This is a genomic window from Amazonocrinis nigriterrae CENA67, from assembly GCF_016056305.1.
Lineage (GTDB): Bacteria > Cyanobacteriota > Cyanobacteriia > Cyanobacteriales > Nostocaceae > Amazonocrinis > Amazonocrinis nigriterrae.
Genome location: NZ_JAECZC010000009.1, coordinates 1 through 23,094 on the forward strand (window position 1 = coordinate 1; position 23,094 = coordinate 23,094).

Annotated in this window: 19 protein-coding genes; 14 read left to right on the forward strand and 5 right to left on the reverse strand. The window is 41.0% G+C overall.

The window, feature by feature from the left end; translation table 11 throughout:
- Positions 1-186 precede the first annotated feature (186 nt).
- From ispF to argH, 5 genes are all read left to right on the forward strand, one after another.
- Complete coding sequence (ispF, locus tag I8748_RS07045; protein ID WP_198123939.1) at positions 187-669, forward strand: 2-C-methyl-D-erythritol 2,4-cyclodiphosphate synthase; 483 nt, start codon at positions 187-189, stop codon at positions 667-669.
- Between the two features lie 214 nt (positions 670-883).
- Positions 884-2,674: an ABC transporter substrate-binding protein gene (locus I8748_RS07050; protein WP_198123940.1), complete on the forward strand. Its 1,791-nt coding sequence runs from the start codon at positions 884-886 to the stop codon at positions 2,672-2,674.
- A 42-nt stretch (positions 2,675-2,716) separates the two neighbouring features.
- Positions 2,717-3,505 carry a nickel pincer cofactor biosynthesis protein LarB gene (larB, locus tag I8748_RS07055; protein ID WP_198123941.1) on the forward strand — a complete coding sequence of 263 codons (789 nt, stop codon included), beginning with the start codon at positions 2,717-2,719 and terminating at the stop codon, positions 3,503-3,505.
- A gap of 126 nt (positions 3,506-3,631) precedes the next feature.
- On the forward strand, positions 3,632-3,838 hold the full coding sequence (locus I8748_RS07060; protein ID WP_198123942.1) for a hypothetical protein: 207 nt from the start codon (positions 3,632-3,634) through the stop codon (positions 3,836-3,838).
- Positions 3,839-3,933: 95 nt separating this feature from the next.
- The gene (gene argH, locus I8748_RS07065; protein WP_198123943.1) at positions 3,934-5,328 is read left to right on the forward strand and encodes an argininosuccinate lyase; all 1,395 of its coding nucleotides are present in this window, start codon (positions 3,934-3,936) and stop codon (positions 5,326-5,328) included.
- Positions 5,329-5,490: 162 nt separating this feature from the next.
- Here the strand turns inward: argH and I8748_RS07070 are convergent, their stop codons facing one another.
- Complete coding sequence (locus tag I8748_RS07070) at positions 5,491-5,655, reverse strand: hypothetical protein (protein ID WP_009457656.1); 165 nt, start codon at positions 5,653-5,655, stop codon at positions 5,491-5,493.
- A 766-nt stretch (positions 5,656-6,421) separates the two neighbouring features.
- On the opposite strand from I8748_RS07070, the gene I8748_RS07075 reads away from it, so the two are divergent.
- Both I8748_RS07075 and I8748_RS07080 read left to right on the forward strand, forming a co-directional pair.
- Complete coding sequence (locus tag I8748_RS07075; RefSeq protein WP_198123944.1) at positions 6,422-6,916, forward strand: NUDIX hydrolase; 495 nt, start codon at positions 6,422-6,424, stop codon at positions 6,914-6,916.
- Positions 6,917-7,047: 131 nt separating this feature from the next.
- Positions 7,048-7,863 (forward strand): alpha/beta fold hydrolase, encoded by an 816-nt coding sequence (locus tag I8748_RS07080; RefSeq protein ID WP_198123945.1) that lies wholly within the window; start codon positions 7,048-7,050, stop codon positions 7,861-7,863.
- Positions 7,864-7,890: 27 nt separating this feature from the next.
- Here the strand turns inward: I8748_RS07080 and I8748_RS07085 are convergent, their stop codons facing one another.
- The gene (locus I8748_RS07085; protein WP_198123946.1) at positions 7,891-8,208 is read right to left on the reverse strand and encodes a hypothetical protein; all 318 of its coding nucleotides are present in this window, start codon (positions 8,206-8,208) and stop codon (positions 7,891-7,893) included.
- Between the two features lie 41 nt (positions 8,209-8,249).
- Positions 8,250-9,074 (reverse strand): pantothenate kinase, encoded by an 825-nt coding sequence (locus I8748_RS07090; protein ID WP_198123947.1) that lies wholly within the window; start codon positions 9,072-9,074, stop codon positions 8,250-8,252.
- Positions 9,075-9,227: 153 nt separating this feature from the next.
- On the opposite strand from I8748_RS07090, the gene I8748_RS07095 reads away from it, so the two are divergent.
- The 4 genes from I8748_RS07095 to I8748_RS07110 all read left to right on the forward strand — a co-directional run bounded on the left by I8748_RS07095 (position 9,228) and on the right by I8748_RS07110 (position 15,546).
- Positions 9,228-10,952, forward strand: a complete 1,725-nt coding sequence (locus I8748_RS07095; protein ID WP_198123948.1) for a diflavin flavoprotein — start codon at positions 9,228-9,230, stop codon at positions 10,950-10,952.
- Positions 10,953-11,153: 201 nt separating this feature from the next.
- Positions 11,154-12,866 (forward strand): diflavin flavoprotein, encoded by a 1,713-nt coding sequence (locus I8748_RS07100; protein WP_198123949.1) that lies wholly within the window; start codon positions 11,154-11,156, stop codon positions 12,864-12,866.
- Positions 12,867-13,319: 453 nt separating this feature from the next.
- Positions 13,320-13,916 carry a hypothetical protein gene (locus I8748_RS07105; protein WP_198123950.1) on the forward strand — a complete coding sequence of 199 codons (597 nt, stop codon included), beginning with the start codon at positions 13,320-13,322 and terminating at the stop codon, positions 13,914-13,916.
- Positions 13,917-14,976: 1,060 nt separating this feature from the next.
- Positions 14,977-15,546 (forward strand): Uma2 family endonuclease, encoded by a 570-nt coding sequence (locus I8748_RS07110; RefSeq protein WP_198123951.1) that lies wholly within the window; start codon positions 14,977-14,979, stop codon positions 15,544-15,546.
- Positions 15,547-15,641: 95 nt separating this feature from the next.
- Here I8748_RS07110 and I8748_RS07115 read toward each other — a convergent pair whose 3' ends face one another.
- Complete coding sequence (locus I8748_RS07115) at positions 15,642-16,514, reverse strand: Rpn family recombination-promoting nuclease/putative transposase (protein WP_318781199.1); 873 nt, start codon at positions 16,512-16,514, stop codon at positions 15,642-15,644.
- Positions 16,515-16,627: 113 nt separating this feature from the next.
- On the opposite strand from I8748_RS07115, the gene I8748_RS07120 reads away from it, so the two are divergent.
- Positions 16,628-17,197, forward strand: coding sequence for an HdeD family acid-resistance protein (locus I8748_RS07120; protein ID WP_198123952.1), 570 nt, complete (start codon positions 16,628-16,630; stop codon positions 17,195-17,197).
- A gap of 61 nt (positions 17,198-17,258) precedes the next feature.
- Here the strand turns inward: I8748_RS07120 and I8748_RS07125 are convergent, their stop codons facing one another.
- On the reverse strand, positions 17,259-17,801 hold the full coding sequence (locus I8748_RS07125) for a phycobiliprotein lyase (protein WP_198124072.1): 543 nt from the start codon (positions 17,799-17,801) through the stop codon (positions 17,259-17,261).
- Positions 17,802-18,312: 511 nt separating this feature from the next.
- Here I8748_RS07125 and I8748_RS07130 point away from each other — a divergent pair.
- Positions 18,313-19,758 carry an efflux RND transporter periplasmic adaptor subunit gene (locus I8748_RS07130; RefSeq protein ID WP_198123953.1) on the forward strand — a complete coding sequence of 482 codons (1,446 nt, stop codon included), beginning with the start codon at positions 18,313-18,315 and terminating at the stop codon, positions 19,756-19,758.
- Between the two features lie 63 nt (positions 19,759-19,821).
- On the forward strand, positions 19,822-23,064 hold the full coding sequence (locus I8748_RS07135; protein ID WP_198123954.1) for an efflux RND transporter permease subunit: 3,243 nt from the start codon (positions 19,822-19,824) through the stop codon (positions 23,062-23,064).
- Positions 23,065-23,094 lie beyond the last annotated feature (30 nt).

Below are 23,094 nucleotides of genomic sequence, written 5' to 3' on the forward strand. Positions count from 1 at the left end.
GCAGGGGAGATGGGGGGATGGGGAGATGCGGGGATAAGGGAGATGAGAGGGATGAGGCAGAGAAAAACAATAACTCTTAACTCCTGTAGGGGCGGGTTTATCTGGATAACTTGCTACCAATTGAGCAATATTGCCAAACTCGCCCCTACAAATGACAAATGACAACTGACCACTAACAACTGACAAATGACTAAACTTCGTATTGGTAACGGCTACGATATTCATCGGCTAGTGAGCGATCGCCCCCTCATTTTAGGAGGTGTGCAAATTCCCCATGAACTCGGTTTGTTGGGACATAGCGACGCTGATGTGTTAACCCATGCAATTATGGATGCCATGCTGGGGGCATTATCTTTGGGAGATATAGGTCATTATTTTCCCCCCAGTGATCCCCAATGGGCGGGGGCGGACAGTTTAGTATTACTAACTAAAGTACATCAGCTAATTCAAGATCAAGGCTGGCAAGTGGGAAATATTGACTCGGTAGTAGTAGCAGAACGTCCCAAATTGAAACCCCATATACACAAAATGCGTGACAAGTTAGCAACTGTTTTGGCATTACAACCCAATCAAATAGGCATTAAAGCAACCACTAATGAAAAACTCGGCCCAGAAGGACGAGAAGAAGGTATTTGTGCTTATGCTGTGGTCTTACTATTAGAGGCATAGCGAAGGCAGGATGTCACAAAAAATAACATAGTCTGCAAATTCTATATGTCAAAATATGAGATTTGTCTCAAATTTTAGTAGGCGTAAATTACTAAGAATTGACAGAGAATTGGGTTTATATTCAGTTATTATTCCTCAGTTATTAATTGAAAATATTCCCTCCAAGTCTAACTAACTGTCTTGAATGCGTAACTCAGATTACGTTTATCAAATTATGAAATTATCATCAATCTTGTCTAGATTTGAGCATTTACGACTATCCCTCATTCTGGCTTCCATTACAGCCTTGTTAGTTTCAGCCTGTAATCCTGCTGACTTTAAAACAGAGGCTGCTCAAGTGCGGCAAATGGTTACAGCTGTTCTGAGTGAGCCTTCAACTTTTAACTATCCATTAAATGAATCAGCATATAGCGTTTTTGGATTTATTTATGATTCATTAATTAATGAAAATCCTTTAACGACAAAACTAGAGCCAGGTTTAGCAGAGTCTTGGGAAGTTTCTAACAACGGACAAAAAGTTGTAATTACCTTAAGAAAAGATCTGAAGTGGTCAGATGGTGAGCCAATGACTGCTGATGATATTATTTTTACTTATAATGAAATTTACTTAAATCCTAAAATACCAACTTCTACCAAAGATGCCCTGAGAGTTGGAGAAAAAGGTAGTTTGCCAAAAGTCACCAAATTAGATGCACGACGGGTTGAATTCACCATTGAAGAACCGTTTGCACCTTTTTTGCGATACGTAGGTGGCATCCCGATTATGCCAGCCCATGCTTTACAAGAGGCAGTGCGTACCAAGGGTGCTGATGGCAATCCTAAGTTTATTTCTATGTGGAATACAGGCACAGACCCCAAAAAGATTATTGGTAATGGGCCTTATGTAATGGAAAGTTATGTACCTAGCCAAAGAGTCATTTTTAAGCGTAACCCATATTACTGGCGTAAAGATGCTCAGGGCAAACACCAGCCTTATATTGAGCGCATTGTTTTGCAAATTATTGAATCAACAGATAACCAGTTGATTAGTTTTCGTTCTGGGCAATTAGATGATTTGGAAGTACCTCCAGAAGGTTTTAGCTTACTGAAGCGAGAGGAAAAACGAGCCAAATTTAAAATTTATAACGGTGGCCCAGATACAAGTACAACTTTTATTTCTTTTAATCTCAATAAAGCTAAAAATTCCCAAGGGCAACCTTTAGTAGAACCAATCAAATCTAGCTGGTTTAATAAAAAAGAATTTCGTCAAGCTGTAGCCTATAGCCTGAACAGAGAAAAAATGAAAATCAATGCTTTTCGTGGGCTAGGTGAACTGCAAAATTCCTTTGTTTATGTGAAAAGCCCTTACTTTTTGCCTCCGGAAAAAGGGTTAAAAGTGTATGATTATAATCCAGAAAAAGCTAAACAAATACTGTTAAAAGCAGGGTTTAAATATGATGCTCAAAAACAATTGTTAGATGCTAGTGGTAATCGAGTCAGATTTACACTTCTAACCAATTCTGAAAGGAAAGTTAGAGGTGATATGGCAGCACAAATCCAACAAGATTTGGCAAACATAGGGATTAAAGTAGATTTACAAATTCTCAGCTTCAATGCCTATCTAGAAAAACTGAAAGTGTCACAAAATTGGGATTGTTACCTAGGGGGATTTGCAGGAGGAGGAATTGAACCCCACAGTGCTAGTAATATTTGGCGAATTAATGGTGGTTCACATGCATTTAATCAAAGCGCACAACCAGGAGATCCACCTTTAATTGGCTGGGAACCTTCTGAATGGGAAAAGGAAATTGATCGTCTTTACGTCCAAGGCGCACAAGTCATTGATGAAAATAAGCGCAAGGAAATTTATTACGAATATCAGCGGATAGCTTCAGAACAGTTACCGTTTATTCATTTAGTAGAACGTTTAAACCTCCAAGCAGTGCGCGATCGCTTCCAGGGCGTCAAGTATACTGCTCTTGGTGGGCCATTCTGGAACCTCTACGAACTGAGAGTCACTGATTAGCTCTAACATCCATCTATATAGCAAGTAAAATCTTCATTTGCCGTGACTCAAATTGAAACTTTGCGATCGCTCCTAGAAGCAGTTGCCAATGGTAAAGTTCATCCAGATGTGGCCTTGGACTCACTCAAAGACTTAGCCTATGAATCTGTAGGTGAGTTTGCCAAAATTGACCACCATCGTCAGCTGAGAACTGGTTTCCCAGAAGTGATTTGGGGGCCAGGTAAAACTCCGGAACAGATTGCTCAAATTATGGAGGTGATGCGCCAGCGTAACCCAGTGGTGATGGCAACCCGCATCGAACCAGCAGTTTATGCAGTACTGCAATCAAAGGTTAGAGGTTTGCACTACTACGAATTGGCGAAAATTTGTGCTATCACTCCTCCCACCATCGAACCACTGTTTGGAGGAGAGATAGGCATTCTTTCTGCTGGTACTGCTGATTTACCTGTTGCTGAGGAAGCAGCAGTCACCGCTGAACTCTCTGGTTTTCGCGTGCAACGTCTTTGGGATGTCGGTGTTGCTGGAATTCACCGCTTGCTGAGTAACCGCCACCTCATTGAGTCAGCATCAGTGTTGATTGTCGTGGCTGGGATGGAAGGTGCTTTACCCAGCGTTGTTGCAGGTTTGGCCGATTGTCCCGTGATTGCTGTTCCTACTAGCATCGGTTATGGTGCAAGTTTTGGCGGGTTAGCACCCCTATTAACAATGCTCAATTCTTGTGCAGCAGGAGTCGGTGTAGTGAATATTGATAATGGTTTTGGCGCTGCAGTTTTGGCGGGGCAAATTTTGCGGACAGCCGAGAAATTGCGGATGGCATCCTCTGCATCTTGAGTTATGACGAGGCTGGGGACTGGTGACTGGGGACTAGGGATTGGGGACTGGTGAAAAGAGTAATAACTAATTCCCAATACCCAATCCCCAATACCCAGTACCCAATACCCAGTACCCTTATCAAATATGAACTACTACAGCGATTTGATGTCTCAGTTAGTTTGGCATTTGCCAGCAAATATTACCCCACTAGCTCAAGCAATTCACGATCCAGACCTGATAGGTCAAATCTCGAAAGCTTGGGGCCACTTTGTACAGACAGGACAAATCTGGGCCCTGTTGATTGGTTTGGTCATTGGTTATATCATTCGGAATCTAACAAGTTACGGTTAACTTTCAAAGTGAGGAGTTAGGAGTTAGGAGTTAGGAGTGAAAAATTCATAACTGTTAACTCATAACTCTTAATTTTCCCCTACTCCCCTGTATTTATGACTAAAGAACAGACTTGGAGTCAGCGGTTTGAATCAGCGCTGCATCCGGTGATCGCTCGTTTTAATGCCAGTATCGGTTTTGACATGGCATTAATAGAATATGACCTGACTGGCTCAATAGCCCATGCTCAGATGTTGGCTCACACGGGTATTATTTCAACAGAAGAAGGAAAGCAACTAGTTGCAGGTTTAGAACAAATTCGCACTGAATACCACCAAGGAAAATTTCAGCCTGGTATCGATGCTGAAGATGTACATTTTGCGGTTGAACGGCGATTGACTGAAATTGTCGGTGATGTGGGTAAAAAGCTGCATACGGCGCGATCGCGTAATGACCAAGTTGGTACGGACACTAGACTTTATCTACGCGACCAAATCCAACAAATCAAAGGCCAATTGCGAGAATTTCAAAGTGTTTTATTAGATATAGCCCAACAGCACGTTGAAACTCTGATTCCTGGTTATACACACCTGCAACGTGCCCAACCCCTGAGTTTGGCTCATCACCTTCTGGCATACTTTGAGATGGCGCAGCGCGACTGGGAACGTCTGGGAGACGTTTATCGCCGAGTGAATATCTCGCCACTGGGGTGCGGTGCTTTAGCTGGGACTACTTTCCCTATTGATAGGTATTACACAGCTGAACTATTGCAATTTGACAACATTTATGCTAATAGCTTGGATGGAGTGAGCGATCGCGACTTTGCGATCGAATTTCTCTGCGCTGCTAGCTTGATCATGGTTCACCTCAGCCGTTTGAGTGAAGAAATTATTCTCTGGTCATCTGAAGAATTTCGTTTTGTTGCCCTCAAAGATAGTTGTGCTACAGGTTCCAGCATTATGCCCCAAAAGAAAAATCCTGATGTACCAGAACTGGTGCGGGGAAAAACAGGGCGTGTATTTGGTCATCTCCAGGGAATGTTAGTGATCATGAAAGGGCTACCACTGGCGTACAACAAAGACCTACAAGAAGATAAAGAAGGTTTGTTTGACAGTGTGAACACGGTTAAAGCCTGTTTGGAAGCAATCACAATTTTGCTGCGGGAAGGTTTAGAATTTCGCACGCAGCGTTTGGCACAAGCAGTAACAGAAGACTTTTCCAACGCTACCGATGTAGCAGATTACCTAGCAGCAAGGGGTGTTCCCTTCCGAGAAGCTTATAATCTCGTAGGTAAAGTAGTAAAAACTAGTATTGCTGCGGGTAAACTCTTGAAAGATTTGACATTAGAAGAGTGGCAACAGCTGCACCCAGCATTTGCCGCAGATATTTACGAAGCGATATCTCCACATCAAGTAGTAGCTGCCCGCAACAGTTACGGTGGTACTGGTTTTGCACAAGTGGCGAAAGCACTACTTGCCGCCCGCACTCAAATTGCTGAACAGGAAAACTAAGGAATGAGGGGGATGAGGAGGATGAGGGAGATGAGGAAGGAATAACTCCTAACTTTTAAATAATTCCCAATGCCCTATGCCCCATTCTCAATAAAATAAGGGCGTACAGATGTACGCCCTGAAAATTAATAATTTTAAAGAACAAGAATTTCGGTAGGCAACTTACTCAGCATCAATTGCTGCTGCGCCTTCATCTTCCTCACTCTTCGGCGGTCTTTGTTGGAATCTTCTCTGCATTCTTCCTGTCGTAGTTCGTTTACGAAACTTTCTGGCATATGCCTGGTTCCGTAGCGCCTTTTCTTTTTTCGGGTTACGGCGCTTAGCCATGTTCACCTCATTAATAAACAACAAAAAAGTTACAACTAGGCATTATTTAGGCAATATTCAGCTACCAATGTTATTGATATAGTTTTAGCCTAGTTTAGCAGCCTACAGACTTTGAACAGTTTACAATAATATCGCATTATAATTGAATATGTCAATAGTAATTTAGCATCACTTTTTAATGCTAGGGTTTTTGTATACTATTGTAGAGACTAAAAGACAGGAGTCTACTTGATAGAGCAATTCATAAAGTTCAGTGTGAAAATGTCGCATCCATAAACCAATAGTCAGTTGTTAGGTTGTTAACCTGGCATTATTTACTATGGATAAACCTTATGGATTTGATACCAATCAGATTTTGCAATCATCCAATATTCAGTAAATATTAATTATTATTGAGAAATTGAAATTTCTTGATTCCAAGAGTGACACTTATTAAAGTGGATAACCCTATAAAATCATATATATTATTTAAATTTTTAAATGTCTATTTAAAAACTAGTATTGAACACTGTTTGAAATCAGAATCTAACTAGATTTAATCAGAAATCTCCTCTGACATCAATTTATGAATTTATGATATGTATATAAAATTACCAGATACTTTATTTGAACAAAAAAATTATAAAATTGATATATTATACGGAAATCGTTAAAATAAAATCTCAAACCACAAACATGTTTGTAGAATACAAATCTCAATTCTTTAGTAGTTGAGCCTATGTTAAGTGGTCGGGACATTAGATAATACAACAAAGATATTTTAAGATTGAAAGTTATTGCTTTTTTTGCAAAATCTGTCCATTCTGCACGTAGCTTATGGCGCATTGGGCAAACGGTACTGGGTATTATCTTTCGGCATCCCATTACTGGCACTAGTATCATCCCGATATTACCTGATGGCCAAATTGTGCTGATCCGACGGCGTGATGATGGTTGCTGGGCATTGCCTGGAGGTATGGTGGACTGGGGAGAGGATATCTCTAAGACAGTCCGCAGAGAGTTAATGGAGGAAACTGGACTAGAGTTAATAGAAATTCGCCGTTTGGTCGGAGTTTACTCTGCACCAGATCGCGACCCCAGAATCCATTCTATTTGTGTTGTAGTTGAAGCCAAAGTGCAGGGAATGATGGTGGTTGAGGATACTTTGGAGGTCATGGAAATCCGGGCTTTCCCTGCCGAGTCCTTACCTCTAGGAAAAATGTCTCATGACCACTCCCAACAACTACAAGACTACTTGAATGGCTTGACTACACTAGCATAATAATTTTTTGTTATTGGTTATTTGTCTTTTGTTTGTTATTGATTATTTGTCTTTTGTCAGTTGTCAGTAGTTAACTTTTATGGATTAATGGCTATTGACTAATTTGCTAAGAGTAAACTGTTAACTTTAAGATGGATACCCTATTTCGTAACTCTCGGAGGAAACTCTCTCAAGGGCTATTATTCTGGCGTGAAACTGGTGAGGGCACTCCTGTAATTTTTTTACATGGTGCTTGGAAAGATAGCAGCCAATGGTTATCAGTGATAGAGTCACTATCTCAGAATTTCCATTGCTTCGCACCAGATTTATTAGGGTTTGGTGAGTCAGAGAATCTGAATATTCATCACTCAATTGATTTGCATGTAGAGTGTATAGCTGAGTTACTGCAAGCTTTGAAGTTAGAAAAAGTATATTTAGTAGGACATTCTCTAGGGGGATGGATTGCTGCTAGTTATGCTTTAAAGTATGCAGAGCAAGTTAACGGTTTAGTATTGCTAGCACCAGAAGGTGTAGAGGTAGAAGGACAAACAAAATCTTGGCAAAAGATGCGGCAGCTACTGAACCGTTCACCAATATTTTTTAAGATATTGCGATCGCTTCGTCCTTTAACTAAAATTTTGGGTTTACACGAACAAATTGAAAAGGATTGGCAGATGCGCCAAGAACTTTTGCAATACCCTACAGCCTGTAAACTACTATTTCAACGGCAACAGCCAGAAATTGAAGCAGAATTATTGCAAAACCGATTGCATTTAATGGAAGTTCCAGTTTTAATTTTACAAGGTGGTCAAGACTTATTAGATGCCGTTGTCAAAAGTCAGACTTACACTCAACTTATTCCGCAAGTTGAATTTAAGATGATTGCTCATGCAGGCAATGATTTACCAGAATCTTGTGCTGGGGTTGTGGCTGGAGATATTCGGGATTTTATTCAGCAGAATGGGTAGTTGTAAAATCAACTCTTGCAAAGGGTTTTAAACCATCTCCTCTCTTCTAGCAGGAAAGCCACGTCCTTCTAGCCAATTTTGCTTAGTTACCAAATTAAATATTGCTTGACGAATTGATGAAGCGTTGAAGTCTCGGACTACAATATCTGGCAAAATAGCGACTTGTTCATTTATCCAATCAAAATTCTTAAAATTTTGATAAAAGAACTTTTCGCTCCAAATATTAATACCAATTTTTGAGCCATCAGAGAAGAGTAATATTGCATTACAAAACTCCTCATCAACATGTTGGTCTTCTATTATATCAAGTTCAACCCATATTTCAAATTTCTTTAGATGACTCATTTTACAATGACTTTTAAATAAAATTTATGATCACCTGAAAATTACCCTTCACTCATCACTATTTCCCGCATTCCGCAAAAAGTTAAATTTGGTTCTAAAATCAAACGACTTGCGATATTAAGATATACAGTTTGAAAATAGTTGAATAATAAGGTGCGATCGCCGCCTTTAATCGCCACTTTTCCTTCAGGAAATAAACACCACCACGCCTCAATAAAATCTCTGATTCCAGCTAATAGAGTGTAAATTACTCCACTTTGAATTGCTTCTGATGTATTGTTAGCAAAACGTGAAGGTAGAGATGTGAAATCCTGCATTTCTACAAATGGTAGTTGCCCTGTTTTTTGACTAAGACTCGCAAACTGTAATCCTAGTCCTGGTAAAATTGCGCCTCCCACTAAACATTGATTCTCATCTGCACCCGTAAAAGTTAGGGCTGTTCCTGCATCAATAACTAACATGGGAAAACCCCAACTTTTCCCAGCACCCCACAAAGCTAAAGCGCGGTCAATTCCTAGCGTGGGATATACAGCCTGAAGCGGTACTTGGTCTAAGGTAATGATGCGAATATTTGGGTAAATTTGCCACAATGCTGTTTGGCTAGGAACTACGGAAGCTACGATGAGGGGAGGGAGGGATGAGGGGGATGAGGTGAGTAAAAATTCTTCTCTTGTTCTCTGATGCAGTGGAAAAATTGCTAGTAATAAATCATCCAGTGTTTGACATTGAGCTAGCTGATATATGGCAGACTCAGGTAAATAGTCAGTATCCCATGTAAAATCAAGAGTTTCGCCTCTAAACAACCCCCAATGCAACCGAGAATTCCCAATCTCCAAACCCAGCCAAATATTCTTTGTCTCCCTCATTCCCCTATCCCCCTCATCCCCGTCATCTTTCCTGTGGTTCGCTCATTTGATCTTTTTTAACTTAACTATAAAATTTTTAATAAAAATTTACATAAAACCCGTGGCACAATAATACAAGAGGAATAAATACTCATTTTGTCAAGGAGGGGAGTTATGGTAGCGCTCACCGAGAGAACTGAAAAACGGCTTACCATACAGACTGCGGCAATTGCTGAACAGACAACGGCAATTCGCTCATTAGATTGGGATCGCGATCGCTTCGATATCGAGTTTGGCCTGCAAAACGGCACAACTTACAACTCGTTTCTTATCCGGGGTGAGCAGACTGCCTTAGTAGATACTTCCCACGAAAAGTTTCGCAAGTTATACTTTGATACGCTCACCGGACTAATCAATTTATCTGAGATTGATTATTTGATTATCAGCCACACCGAACCAGACCACAGTGGCTTAGTCAAAGATTTGTTACAAATGGCTCCAGAAATCACCGTCGTCGGTTCTAAAGTGGCGATTCAGTTTCTAGAGGATTTGGTACATCAGCCATTTAAGCGCCGGATTGTGAAAAATGGCGATCGCTTGGATTTGGGCAACGGTCACGAATTAGAATTTGTGATTGCGCCTAATTTACATTGGCCTGACACCATATTCAGCTTCGACCACAAAACCCAAATTCTCTACACCTGTGACGCTTTCGGGATGCATTATTGCTCCGATAGCACCTTTGATGAAGACTTAAAAACCATTGAAGCCGACTTTAAATATTACTATGAATGCTTGATGGGGCCAAATGCCCGCTCAGTATTATCTGCCCTTAAGCGGATGGGGGAACTGCCCACGGTTAACATGATTGCCACTGGTCACGGGCCACTATTATCTCACCATGTAGAAGAACTCACCAAGCGCTACCGCAATTGGAGTCAAAACCAAACCAAACCAGAAACAGTCATTGGCATATTTTACGTTTCCGAATACGGCTATGGCGATCGCCTCGCCCAAGCAATTGCCAACGGTATCAGCAAAACTGGTGTTGGTCTGGAAATAGTAGACTTGGGAGGAGAAGTAGATTTACAAGAGTTGCGGGAAATCGTCGGGCGTTGTGCGGGAATTGTGGTTGGGACACCGCCAGTTAGTAGTAATGCTAATATTCAAGCAGCCCTCAGCACTGTTTTAGGTTCTGTCAAAGAAAAACAAAGCATAGGTATATTTGAAACTGGTGGCGGAGATGATGAACCCATCGACCCGTTACTGAGTAAATTCCGTAACTTGGGATTGACAACAGTTTTCCCAGCCATTCGCATTAAAGAAGCACCCACAGAAAACATCTACAAGCTATGTGAAGAAGCTGGGACAGACTTAGGGCAATGGGTGACACGCGATCGCAGCATCAAAGCCATGAAATCCTTGGGTGCTGATTTAGACAAAGCATTAGGTAGACTCAGCGGCGGTTTGTATATTATCACCGCCAAAAAAGGCGATGTGAAGAGTGCCATGTTAGCCTCTTGGGTAGCCCAAGCCAGCTTTAAACCTTTAGGATTTTCCATTGCCGTAGCCAAAGACCGGGCGATAGAATCACTCATGCAAGTAGGCGATCGCTTTGTACTCAATATCTTAGAAGAAAGCAATTATCAAAAGCTGATGAAACACTTTTTAAAGCGATTCGCCCCTGGTGCAGACCGCTTTGAAGGAGTGAGAACTCAGCCAGCCGAAAACGGCGCCCCCATCCTCACCGATGCTTTGGCATACATAGAGTGTGAAGTCGTCAGTCGTATGGACTGCGGCGACCACTGGGCAGTATACAGTACAGTTTACGCCGGACGAGTTTCTAAACCAGATGCCATGACAGCAGTGCATCACCGTAAAGTTGGAAACCACTACTAAGAAAGTTAGGAGTGAGGAATTAGGAGTGAAGAGTGAGGAGTTAGAAATTAAAATTAGGAGTTCTAGGAACGGTTTTAAGAATAGATATCGTTTGCACAGAACTTCAAAAATTTAGATTGACAACTTTCTTCAACTCTAACTTTTAATTCCTAACTTTTAACTCCTAACTTTTAACTCCTAACTCCTAACTCTCACTTCGTTATGCCACAAACTAAACCCCGCGACGTTCAGGTTTTTCCTGTTGCTACAGATACTAGAGTACTGCGATCGCGCAGTTGGACAAGGCTAAGGTTTGAAATAGAATATGCTCTTGCCAAGGGTACAACTGCGAACTCTTATTTAATTGAAGGTGATAAAACTGCCCTCATCGACCCACCAGGCGAAACGTTTACGCAAATTTTTTTAGAAGCTTTACAACAGCGTTTTGATGTTAAAAAGCTGGATTATGTAATTTTGGGACATGTCAATCCCAACCGCGCGGCTACTTTAAAAGCTTTGCTAGAAATTGCCCCGCAAATCACCTTTGTGTGTTCTAATCCTGGGGCGATAAATTTGCGGGGGGCGTTGGAAAATCTTGATTTACCAATTTTGATTATGCGGGGGGAAGAAACTCTAGATTTAGGCAAAGGACATTATTTGCAATTCATTCCCACGCCTAACCCCCGCTATGCAGATCACCTGTGTACCTATGACCCACAAACGGAAATACTTTACTCAGATAAGTTATTTGGGGCGCATGTTTGTGGCGATCAAGTTTTTGATGAAGGCTGGGAAGTATATAACGAACATCGCCGCTATTATTTTGATTGTTTGATGGCACCCCATGCGCGTCAAGTAGAAACCGCCCTCGATAAACTTGCCGATTTGCCTGTGCGTTTGTACGCCACCGGACACGGGTCTTTGGTGCGTTACGGTTTAATTGAACTCACCAAAGCTTACCGCCTGTGGAGTCAACAGCAAACCTCAGCAGACTTGACAGTTGCTTTGATTTATGCATCAGCCTATGGTAATACTGCAACTTTAGCCCAAGCGATCGCGCGTGGTATCACCAAAGCTGGTGTTGCTGTAGAATCGATTAACTGTGAATTTACCGACCCAGACGAAATCCGGGCAGCTGTGGAAAAAGCAGATGGCTTTATTATGGGTTCACCCACCCTTGGCGGTCATGCACCCACACCAGTGCAAACAGCTTTAGGAATTGTGCTATCTACTGCGACGAACAATCAGCTGGCTGGTGTGTTTGGTTCCTTTGGCTGGAGTGGTGAAGCCGTTGATTTAATTGAAAGCAAACTCAAAGATGCTGGCTATCGGTTTGGTTTTGACACCATCCGGGTGAAATTTAAACCCAACGATGTCACATTGCAACTGTGCGAAGAAGCCGGCACTGACTTTGCCCAAGCATTGAAGAAAGCTAAAAAAGTGCGATCGCCGAGTGTTCCTGCTACTAGTGTAGAACAAGCAGTAGGGCGGATTGTCGGTTCACTGTGCGTAGTCACCGCCAAGCAAGACGATATCTCTAGTGCGATGTTAGCCTCTTGGGTGTCTCAAGCTAGTTTTAGTCCCCCTGGTTTAACCATCGCCGTTGCCAAAGAACGTGCAGTAGAATCGCTAACACATTCAGGGAATAAATTTGTCCTCAACATTCTCAAAGATGGCAATCACATCGGCTTGATGAAGCACTTCCTCAAGCCTTTTGGCCCAGGACAAGACCGATTTGCAGATGTTGCTGCCCAGGAAGCAGAGAATGGTTCACCCATACTTACCGATGCTTTAGCATATCTGGAATGTTCCGTACAAAATCGCATGGAATCTGGCGATCATTGGCTGGTTTATGCCACTGTGGACAATGGCAAATTGCTAGATAATAACGGAGTAACAGCCGTCCATCATCGTAAGACGGGAACACATTATTAATTGGGGACTGGGTACTAGGGACTAGGGACTGGGGATTAGGAAATTTTTCTCCAGTTTCTATAAATAAAGTTTTGACATCTCGGCATTTGGAGTTCAGAACTCGAAGCGTCGAGTTCCAAGCTTGAAGTTCCGAGTTCAGAACTAGAAGCGTCGAATTCCAAGCTTGAAGTTCCAAGTTCAGAACTCGAAGTGTCGAATTCCAAGCTTGAAGTTCCAAGTTCAGAACTTCAAGCGTCAAGTTATAAGCTCAAAAGTGAGAGTTTGGAGAGCGATCGCATCTTATACCAATTTTAAAAAAGAATGCAATAGATACATACCTTGTAGGGGGTACAGCTGTACGCCCCTACTTTAAGTAAAATCTAAGTACAATCAACCTCGAACATAGCTGAAAACATCAGATTTCTCTTTTCACCCTATTCCCCACTCCCTATTCCCTATTCCCAATTCTCAACAATGTCTTACAGTCAGTTTGATATTGAATCAATTCAAACCAAGTTTAATATCACTTTAATAGAAAAAGTCAGTAAATTTGGTGAAGTACCAGAAATCAGCTATAGCGATTACCTAGCAGAAACACTTCGTTTTAATACACCAATAGCCTTAGCAATTAACTCAGAAAAATCTCGTTCAGAGATGATTATTGCACCAATATTGTTAGAATTAAAGCGACTATATCCTGAAAAAGTAAGTTTATTTTCTGGTAAAGACTTTAACGTTGATATAGAGAAAGGTTTAACAGGTTATTGTCATTTTTTAATCAGTCGTTCGCCAGAACAATTATTTATCACTTCACCAGTTATCACCGTGGTAGAAGCAAAAAACGAGAATATTGAAGCTGGTTTAGGACAATGTATGGCAGAAATGATTGCATCTCAGATTTTTAACCAGCAAAAAGGAAAACAGGTTAATCAAATCTTTGGTGCTGTAACTACCGGAAGTAATTGGAAGTTTATGCAGTTAACAGGAACAACAATAGAAGTTGATTTAAATGAATACTTTTTGAATCAAGTTGGTAAAATTTTAGGTATTTTGAGCTTAGGATTAAACTAGAGATAAGTAAGTTAGAGGTTATTTATAAAGTAAATATTTAAGTAGGGTGGGTTAAGGCTGTGCAAAGATTTGGAAGTTTGAGAGAGTAAGCATTAGCCGTAACGCACCGAGAAAGACGGTACGTTAAGCGTTGCTATAACGCACCCTACAATTTAAGGTTTACTATTTATTTAAACCCGGTTTAATTTTAAAAAGTCACTTTTTCGCCCCGCGTGACTATACATTGTTGCCGCTGCTAAGTAAGACCATGATATGCAGCCTTATATCAACCTCTTTGGTGTCTCAGGGTAGATTTTGTTTGAGTAAAAGATGTAAATAATTTAATTGATGCAACCTTATATTAGCCTCTTTGATGTGTCAGGGTAACTTAATTTTGCGTAAATAATGTAAATAATTTAGTTTGTGCAGTCCTATATTTAGGCTGTGTCGTCTGTCATGATAGCTTTTTTGAGTTGACTCATTTAATTAGAACTTATATTTTTGCCGTCAACAGGCGTTATTATACTTGCATTATCTTTGCTAGCTGTGTCATGGTAAGTTATTTACAAAATCAAACGGTATGTTATTATATTTGTGTGGATTATCTAAAAATTAAGGAGCTTAATTTTTAGGTAAATAAAATAAAAGGCAGAGTACTAAAAAACTTAGTAACCCTACCTAAACAAGAAGTTACTGCAATAACTTCTTATACAACCTTACTTTTTTATATTCAGCAATGCTACAGCTAAAACGAGCATTGCTGATATTTGTGCTAAATTTTTAGTTATAAAAACTAATAAAACTAGCACGATCAGTACATAGAGTTTTCCCATGAATGCAATAACGCTTTTCATGATTAATACTCCTATATTTTATTTTTACAAAATACACAAGCCAATATATCGACCCAGCAACTATACAAAACATATGTAAAAGTGCTGTATTATTAGCTTTTTCATAGTGTATTTTCGCATATTATATCACACAGCCAGAGATAGAAATAATCAATCTCGGCGTCAATACTTAAATATATTAACTTGTTGCCAGAATATTCTTCAGGTTTAAGGCAAAGATTAGTTCAATGAATAAAGTTATACTAAATCTAGAGCCAATTCTTCGCCTTAACGATGAACAGTTTTATCAACTGTGCATGGCGAATAAAGATTTAAATCTAGAATTAAGTGCAACTGGAGAACTGATTATTGTGCCACCAGTGGGAGGAGAAAGCGGAAATCAAGAAGCAGACTTGATTACTGATTTAAATATTTGGAACCGCCAAACAAAATTAGGAATAGTTTTCAGTTCATCTACTATATTTCAACTACCCAATGGCGCAAAACGATCGCCTGATGTTGCGTGGGTAAAATTAGAACGATGGGAAGCACTCACACCCGAACAACGTAAGAAATTTCCGCCACTAACACCAGACTTTGTAATTGAACTTCGCTCAGAAAGCGATCGCTTAAAAACTCTGCAAGATAAAATGCAGGAATATATAGAAAATGGTTTACGTTTAGGATGGCTGATTAATCCTCAAGATGAACAGGTGGAAATTTACCGTCCACAACAGCCAGTACAAGTAGTGCAAATATCATCCAAACTTTCTGGAGAAGAAGTTCTACCTGGATTTGAATTACAGGTAGAAAAATAACTCACTTCAAATCCATCTAATTAATTATTCTAAAAACTATCTGCGTCTCTGCGCCTCTGCGTGAAATATAATACTCGAATTTTATTAACATCAAATCATTGATAATTTTCTAACCAATTGATTAAATCTTGTTTAACAGAAAAATCCAACAAAGCCTCTTCTAATGCTTCTAATTGCTCACTTGATAATTGCTGAATTTTTGACTGTAAATTCGGCTCTATATTTCCCAACTTGCGATTAAGTAAACGAAAAACTACTTTTAACTCACCTTCTTGCAGAATTTCTTGATAAAGTGGTGATTCTCGCATTAAATCCTCCTGTAAAAATTGCCGAATCAGATTTTTATTAAACTTGAGTCTAGCTAATATTTCAGTACAGACAGAGATATTCTGTTGTTCCTCTCGCTCCTCAATGCTATCAATTTTATCCGCAACTTGCCTTAACAAGACTTCTGGCGTATCCGTCCTAGCCAGTATTGCTAGAGGTAGCAACGCTGGATTTTCCAACAGTGGAGTAGGATCTTCCTCCCACAAACGTACTACTCGATAAGGATGAATAGTTCTTCCTACAGCCAGTTGTTCTACATAAACTATAGGTGATTTTGTTTGCTTGAGAAAAATAACAACTTGCTCAATTGGACAGTCATATTTCCGGTAGAGTCTCACCCAATAATCTAGCATCCGTAAAGGTAACGGAGGGCTAGAGGAAGGTATAGTTTGAAACTCTAAATGGAGAATTTGACCTCTATTTGGTAGTAAATAAAGTGCATCAGAACGAATTGGTTCGAGGCTGAGTTCTGTTGGTAAAGGCTGAATTTCAATATCTTCGACATTCAGCAACCAACTAACAAAAGCAAAAGGATAGGCTTGAGCAAGGTAGCGGCAAATATTGTCGTAAGCCAAGAGTATAATTATTAACTGCCAAATTAGTATCTCATAAATGCAGGCGCGATCGCCTGTAATACCCATCACACTATCTCTAACTCAAGTTATTACCTGGTGTCTATCTTAGGGTTCTACCTAGATATGGAAAAATTGCCTAGCCTAATCATAGGTGCAATTAAACATAGGGAAAAATTTGTATGACGACCAACGTTTCTAATGACATCAATAAAAATATCAATTCGTCACTGATAATCGGTGTTCTCTTGACTATATTGGGAATTATTGCGATCGCTCAACCTTTCCTGACGACAATTTTTGCTGAAACTTGGTTTGCTTTCATTCTTATTTTCTCAGGATTTGCCAAACTAGTATATGCTGCTCAAACACGCGATCGCGGCGGTTTTTTGTGGAAGCTTTTATTAAGCGGACTCTACATTGCTACAGGTGTGATGCTGTTCGTTTACCCTCAAACTGGTATCCTGACTCTGACTCTGTTGTTGGGTAGCTTTTTGTTAACCGAAGGTGTATTTGAGTTAATCTTGGCGTTCCGCTTGCGTCCACAACAAAACTGGACTTGGGTATTGGGTGATGGCATCATTACCCTAGTGTTGGGTGCAATGATTTGGTTCCAGTGGCCATTCAACGCACCTTGGGTTCTTGGCATACTTGTAGGTGTCAGCGTTCTCTTCACTGGTATTTCTCGTGTCATGCTGTCACTAAATACACGTTCTTTCCTAAATCAACCTGATTCTACTGCAAGTGCATAAAGCGCTGTATTCTACTGAAGGGTGGGCATTAAAATGTCCACCCTACTTGCTTACTAACGTCTCAAATTTCAATTCTCTTTTCTAAGTACTGACCAATCATTGATTGTTCGCCAGCACGGGAGATGATTGATTGTCTCGTGCGATATTTGCTACCAATTAACTTTAACTCTTCCTCAAATACTGAACCGTTGTACTCAGTTCGTAAACACAAAGTTTTGGGGTTGGGAAAATAATATTTTGCGGTAACTGGTTTAGATGTGGCAAAACCGCGATCGCGATATAAAGTATTTCCTAGAACTCCAAATAGTGTATGACCTTTTGACTCCTTCCTACCATGTAGCACATCAGTACTTTCCCAAGTCACTGCTGCACCACACATCAAACTTACGCTAGCAGGTAAATCGTGCATCTTTGCAAGTTTTTGCAATTCATCGCATCCTTGCTTTAAAAAACGAATGGCAATTATACTCTCAATTTCCTTGGTTTCTCCTTCTGGAAGGGTATAGTAACGCCGTTCGGATCGCCAATTACCTGTTGATTCTTGGAAAAACTCTGCAATCTGCAACTCTTCAGCGGTTTGTAGAATTTGTGGTGGTGATGTCACTGTTTTTTGTCCTCGCGCAAAGTTAATCTCTAGTTGAGCATTGAGACTCACTACATTACATCTGTCTCAAATATCAAATTTTGATAATTTTCTTAATCTAAACTAGATATTGCTACGATTACTGATAGTTTGACTACAATCCCAAGATTCAATTTGTAAAAGGGACTAGTGATTAGGGATTAGGATTAGGAAGAAGTTTCCCAGTACCTAGTACCCAATACCCAATCACGGATGTGAGGCTCAAAACTCAAGATAAAAGGCTTATTTGGAAGCGATCGCTTGTGTTATATCTTGAGGATGAGTTTAGAAAAGCTAAACATACGTATACTAAGTATACAATGGGATTGCGTACTATAAAATTCTCCACCTCTGCGTCAACAGAGTAGTGCTGGGATTTTTTTCAATTAGATTAGACAATCACTGTTAATAGTCATCAGTCATCAATCATCAATTATCAGTCATCAATAAACGGCTGTTTGAGCCAAAAGCCGCCCTGATAGGAGCAAAATAAATGATTTTGGACGGAAATAGCCCGCAGAAATTGTTGAAAATGCAAAATTTCACAGTTGCAAAGCAAGTAGTTAATCCTCGGTTACATCAGACAGCTAGCAAAGAGAATACACGGAAATTTCTCTATGGCTTTGGCTTGCAGCCTACTTTATGGATTGCTTGTTTGTTGAGTATTGGATTGATGACGGCCAGTTGTGGTTCATCTGAGAAAGACGCAGCCGACGCACAATCTCAAAGTCCGAATCAGCAACGGGGTGGCGGTGCAACAGCCGTAGATGCAGCGATCGCTAAAACTGGCTTATTAGAACAACCACAGAAATACACAGGTACTACTACACCATTTCGGATAGTATCAGTGCGATCGCAAATAGAAGCCAGACTATTAGCTTTAAACCTCGATGTCGGCGATAAAGTTAGCCAAGGGCAAAACGTCGGGTTATTAGATGATGCTTTGGTGTTAACAGCATTAACACAAGCAGAAGCAGAACTAGCAGCACTGCAATCAGAAGTAGCCAGGGCTAAAACTCAGGTTGGCAATGCTCGTGCTGAAGTTGAACGAACACGGCTACAACTGGTACAAGCTCAAGCAGACTCAGAACGGCAACAAAAACTATTTAAACAAGGCGCGATCGCCGAACAAACAGCCCAACAAGCACGCACAGAGGCGCAAACTGCCGAACAAGCACTCAAAGCTGCTCAAGAGCAAGTCCGCACAGAACAGCAAGCTGTAGCTGCTGCACAAAGAAGAGTAAACGCCCAAGCCGCAGTCGTTGCTCAAGCCAAAGAACGCAGATCATACGCTCAATTAATATCTCCTATTACTGGTGTAGTTACAGAAAAAGTCACAGAACCAGGTAATCTCTTACAAGTGGGTAATGAAGTCCTGAAAATTGGCGACTTTAACCGTGTAAAAGTTGTAGTACAAGTTTCTGAATTAGAACGGGCACAAATTCAAGTAGGACAATCTGTGCAAGTCCGCTTAGATGCTTTACCAAATCAAGTATTAATTGGCAGAGTCACACGCATTTCTCCTGCCGCCGATGCCACAGCGCGTTTGATACCAGTGGAGGTAGTCATTCCCAACAGTCAAGACCAAATTGGCAGCGGACTACTAGCGCGAGTTATTTTTGCAACTCAAACACCACAGCGAGTTGTAGTATCCCAGACAGCTATTGTGCAACCAGCAGGGGAGAAAGGGAGCAAGGGAGCAGGGGAGCTACAAGACCAAGTAGGGACAATCTTTGTAGTACAGGATATAGAAGGTAAAACCAAGGTGAGTGCGCGTGCTGTCACTTTAGGGAAAAAGGCTAATAGTCAAGTGGAAATTTTATCTGGTTTGCAACCAGGAGAGCGCTATGTTGTCCGTAGTGGTAAGCCGTTAAAAGAGGGAGAAGCCGTAAGACTATCAATTATTTCCGAAACAGCACAGCCAAACCCTAAACAATAAAAGTGAACAATTAAAAATTACCTTTTGACATTTTTAATTTTTAATTGGAGCGAAGCGACAGTCATGCAGCAAGTACAGAATAGCGGTGGATTTAGTTTAAGTGCGATATCAATTCGCCAACACATCGGCACACTCATGCTCACCTTAGCAGTGATAGTCTTAGGTGTATTCTTTATTATCAAGTTGCCTGTAGATTTACTACCATCAATTACCTATCCTCGAATTGGTGTGCGGGTACAAGCACCCGGAGTTTCGCCAGAGGTAGCTGTTGATGAAATTACAAAGCCATTAGAAGAAGCCTTTTCAGCTACTGAGGGCGTGATTCAAGTTTTTTCCCAAACTCGTGAAGGACAGATCAGTTTGGATTTGTTCTTTCAACCAGGCGGCAACATTGACCAAGCCTTAAACGATGCTACAGCTGCTTTTAACAGAGCTAGAAGTACTTTACCAGATACCATTGAAGAACCGCGCCTATTTAAAGTTGACCCTTCTCAATTACCTGTTTACGAATTGGCATTAACTTCGCCTTCCTTGTCAGGTGTAGATTTACGGGTTTTTGCCGAAGAAGAACTAGCCCGCGAACTCGGTGTAGTACCGGGAGTTGCAGGGGTGGACGTATCAGGAGGAGTTAATGAAGAAGTTCGAGTCAATATTGATTTGGATCGCTTGCAAGCTTTGGGTGTAGGTTTAACAGATGTTCTAGACCATCTTAGAGACCGCAACCAAGATATTTCTGGCGGTCGAATTTTGGGACAGAATTCTGAACCATTAACCCGTACCGTGGGGCGTTTTCAAAATGCCCAGCAAATCAAAGACTTGTCTTTTGAAGTCACATCTACTCCCTCATCTTCCTCATCCCCCTCATCTTCCCCTACCCCTACTCGCCGCGTCTACTTGCGAGATTTTGCCCAAGTCATTGATGGTTCAGAACAACAACGAGTTTACGTCTTACTCAATGGAAAAGAAGCTGTAAAAGTCAGTATTCAAAAGCAGCCAGATGCCAACACCATTGATGTTGTAGATGGTGTGAAAAAACGCTTGGAAGAATTGCGACAAGCTGGTGTAATACCCCAAGGAACAGTTTTGACACCAACTTTAGATGAGTCTCGGTTTATCCGCAATTCTATTTCAAATGTTACTAGTTCCGGCTTGTTTGGCACAGCATTAGCAGCGATCGCAGTTCTCCTGTTTTTAGGTTCCCTACGGCAAACTTTTATCATCGTCATCGCTATTCCTTTAGCAACCCTTGCAGCCATCATTTTCATGGGGTTATTTGGCTTATCACTTAACGTTTTTAGTTTGGGTGGTTTGGCTCTAGGTGTAGGTATTGTAGTAGATAACTCCATTGTCATGTTGGAGAACATTGCCGAGGGCGCAGGTATGACTCCTGGCAAAGATACGAGAACCCCCTTGAATTCACGACAATTAATTTCTCAAGCAGAACAAAGTAGCCAAGAAGTAGAATCAGCTTTAGTTGCTTCCACGAGTACAAACTTGGTAGCAGTGTTACCATTTTTACTTATTGGTGGCTTTATCGCGCTACTGTTCAACGAGTTAATTCTTACCATCAGCTTTTCCGTAGCCGCTTCGATTTTGATAGCTGTCACCGTTGTACCGATGTTAGCATCTCGGATGTTGGCATGGAAATTTTCTAGCCGCTTGAGTAATTTTTGGCTACTACGAGAATTTAATCGTCGCTTTGATGCTGCTACTAGAGGTTATGGTGGATTTTTAGCTGGGATACTACGGTGGCGAATAGTAACGGTTGCGATCGCTACTATCCTGTTGGGTGGTGGTAGTTTGTGGATGGCTCCGCAAATTCCTCAAGAAATCTTACCCCGCATCAATACAGGACAAGCCAACTTAAATGCTCAATTTCCTCCCGGTACACCGCTAGAAACTAACAAAAAAGTTATGGCTGCGGTGGATGAAATTATCCGCAAGCAACCGGAAACAGAATATGTTTTTTCCACAGTTGGTGGTTCTCTGTTTGGCAATACTACCAACGAAAATGCTTTACGGGCTTCCAGCACCATTACCCTCAAACCAGGTACAGATGTGGAAGCTTATGTAGAACGAGTCACCAAACAGTTCAACAAACTAAATTTAGTAGGAATTCGCTTGCGTCTTGCTCCTGGTCAAGTGCGGGGCCTAATTCTCAACAACTCACCGGTGCGTGGTGCTGATGTTGATTTAATTCTTCAAGGAAATGATGCCAATGTTTTACAACAGGCTGGTCGCCAAGTACTAACAGCACTAGAAGAACGAGTCACCCAAGCCAGATTTCGCCCCGATGCAGATGACCGTCAACCAGAAATCCAAATTATTCCAGACTGGGAAAGAGTTTCAGCTTTGGGATTAAATACTACAGATATTGGCGAAACGATTCAAACTGCACTTGAAGGTAGCGTACCAACTCAACTACAACGTGGCAACCGTTTAGTTGATGTACGTGTGCAGTTAGATGAAACATCTGTGCAAACACCTTCTGAATTGGAAAGATTACCTTTGTTTGTGGAAAACAACCACCAAGTCCGCCTGAGCGATGTTGCCAAAGTTGTTGAAGGTCAAGCTCCAGGAGAAGTTCAGCGAATTAACCAGCGTCAGGTTTTCTTAATTGCAGGTAATTTAAGTGAAGGAGCCAGCCTGAGCAATGCTTTGGCAGAGGTGGATACAGTACTTAATAGTATAGATTTGCCTGAAGGTGTGAGCGTCTTACCTAGTACCGCAGCTGAATCTAATCAGCAACTACAAAGCTCACTGCAACTATTAGGTGGATTAGCTGCCTTTTTAGTCTTTGTAGTTATGGCGGTGCAATACAATTCTCTGATTGATCCATTAGTCATTATGTTTACAATTCCCCTTGCCTTGGCTGGGGGTATTTTCGGTCTTTACATCACTAAGACCCCCATTGGTGCAACTGTAATAGTTGGTGCTGTTTTATTGGTAGGTATTGTAGTTAACAATGCCATCATCATGGTGGAATTGGCAAATCAAATCCGTGAACGAGACAAAGTTGACCGCAAAACTGCAATTTTGCAAGCAGCACCTCAACGTCTGCGTCCAGTATTAATGACTACCATTACCACTGTTTTGGGTATGTTTCCACTGGCATTAGGCATTGGCGAAGGCTCAGAATTTCTCCAACCCTTGGGTGTGGTTGTGTTTTCAGGTTTATCTTTAGCCACAGTGCTGACGCTGTTTATCATCCCTTGTTTTTATATTTTGCTGCACGATCTTTTCGGTGGTAATTGGTTAAAGCCAGTGTCAGCTTGGCTACGTGTATGGAAGAAAAAATTTTACTAAATATCTAGTGTTTATTAGAATGATTGTCAT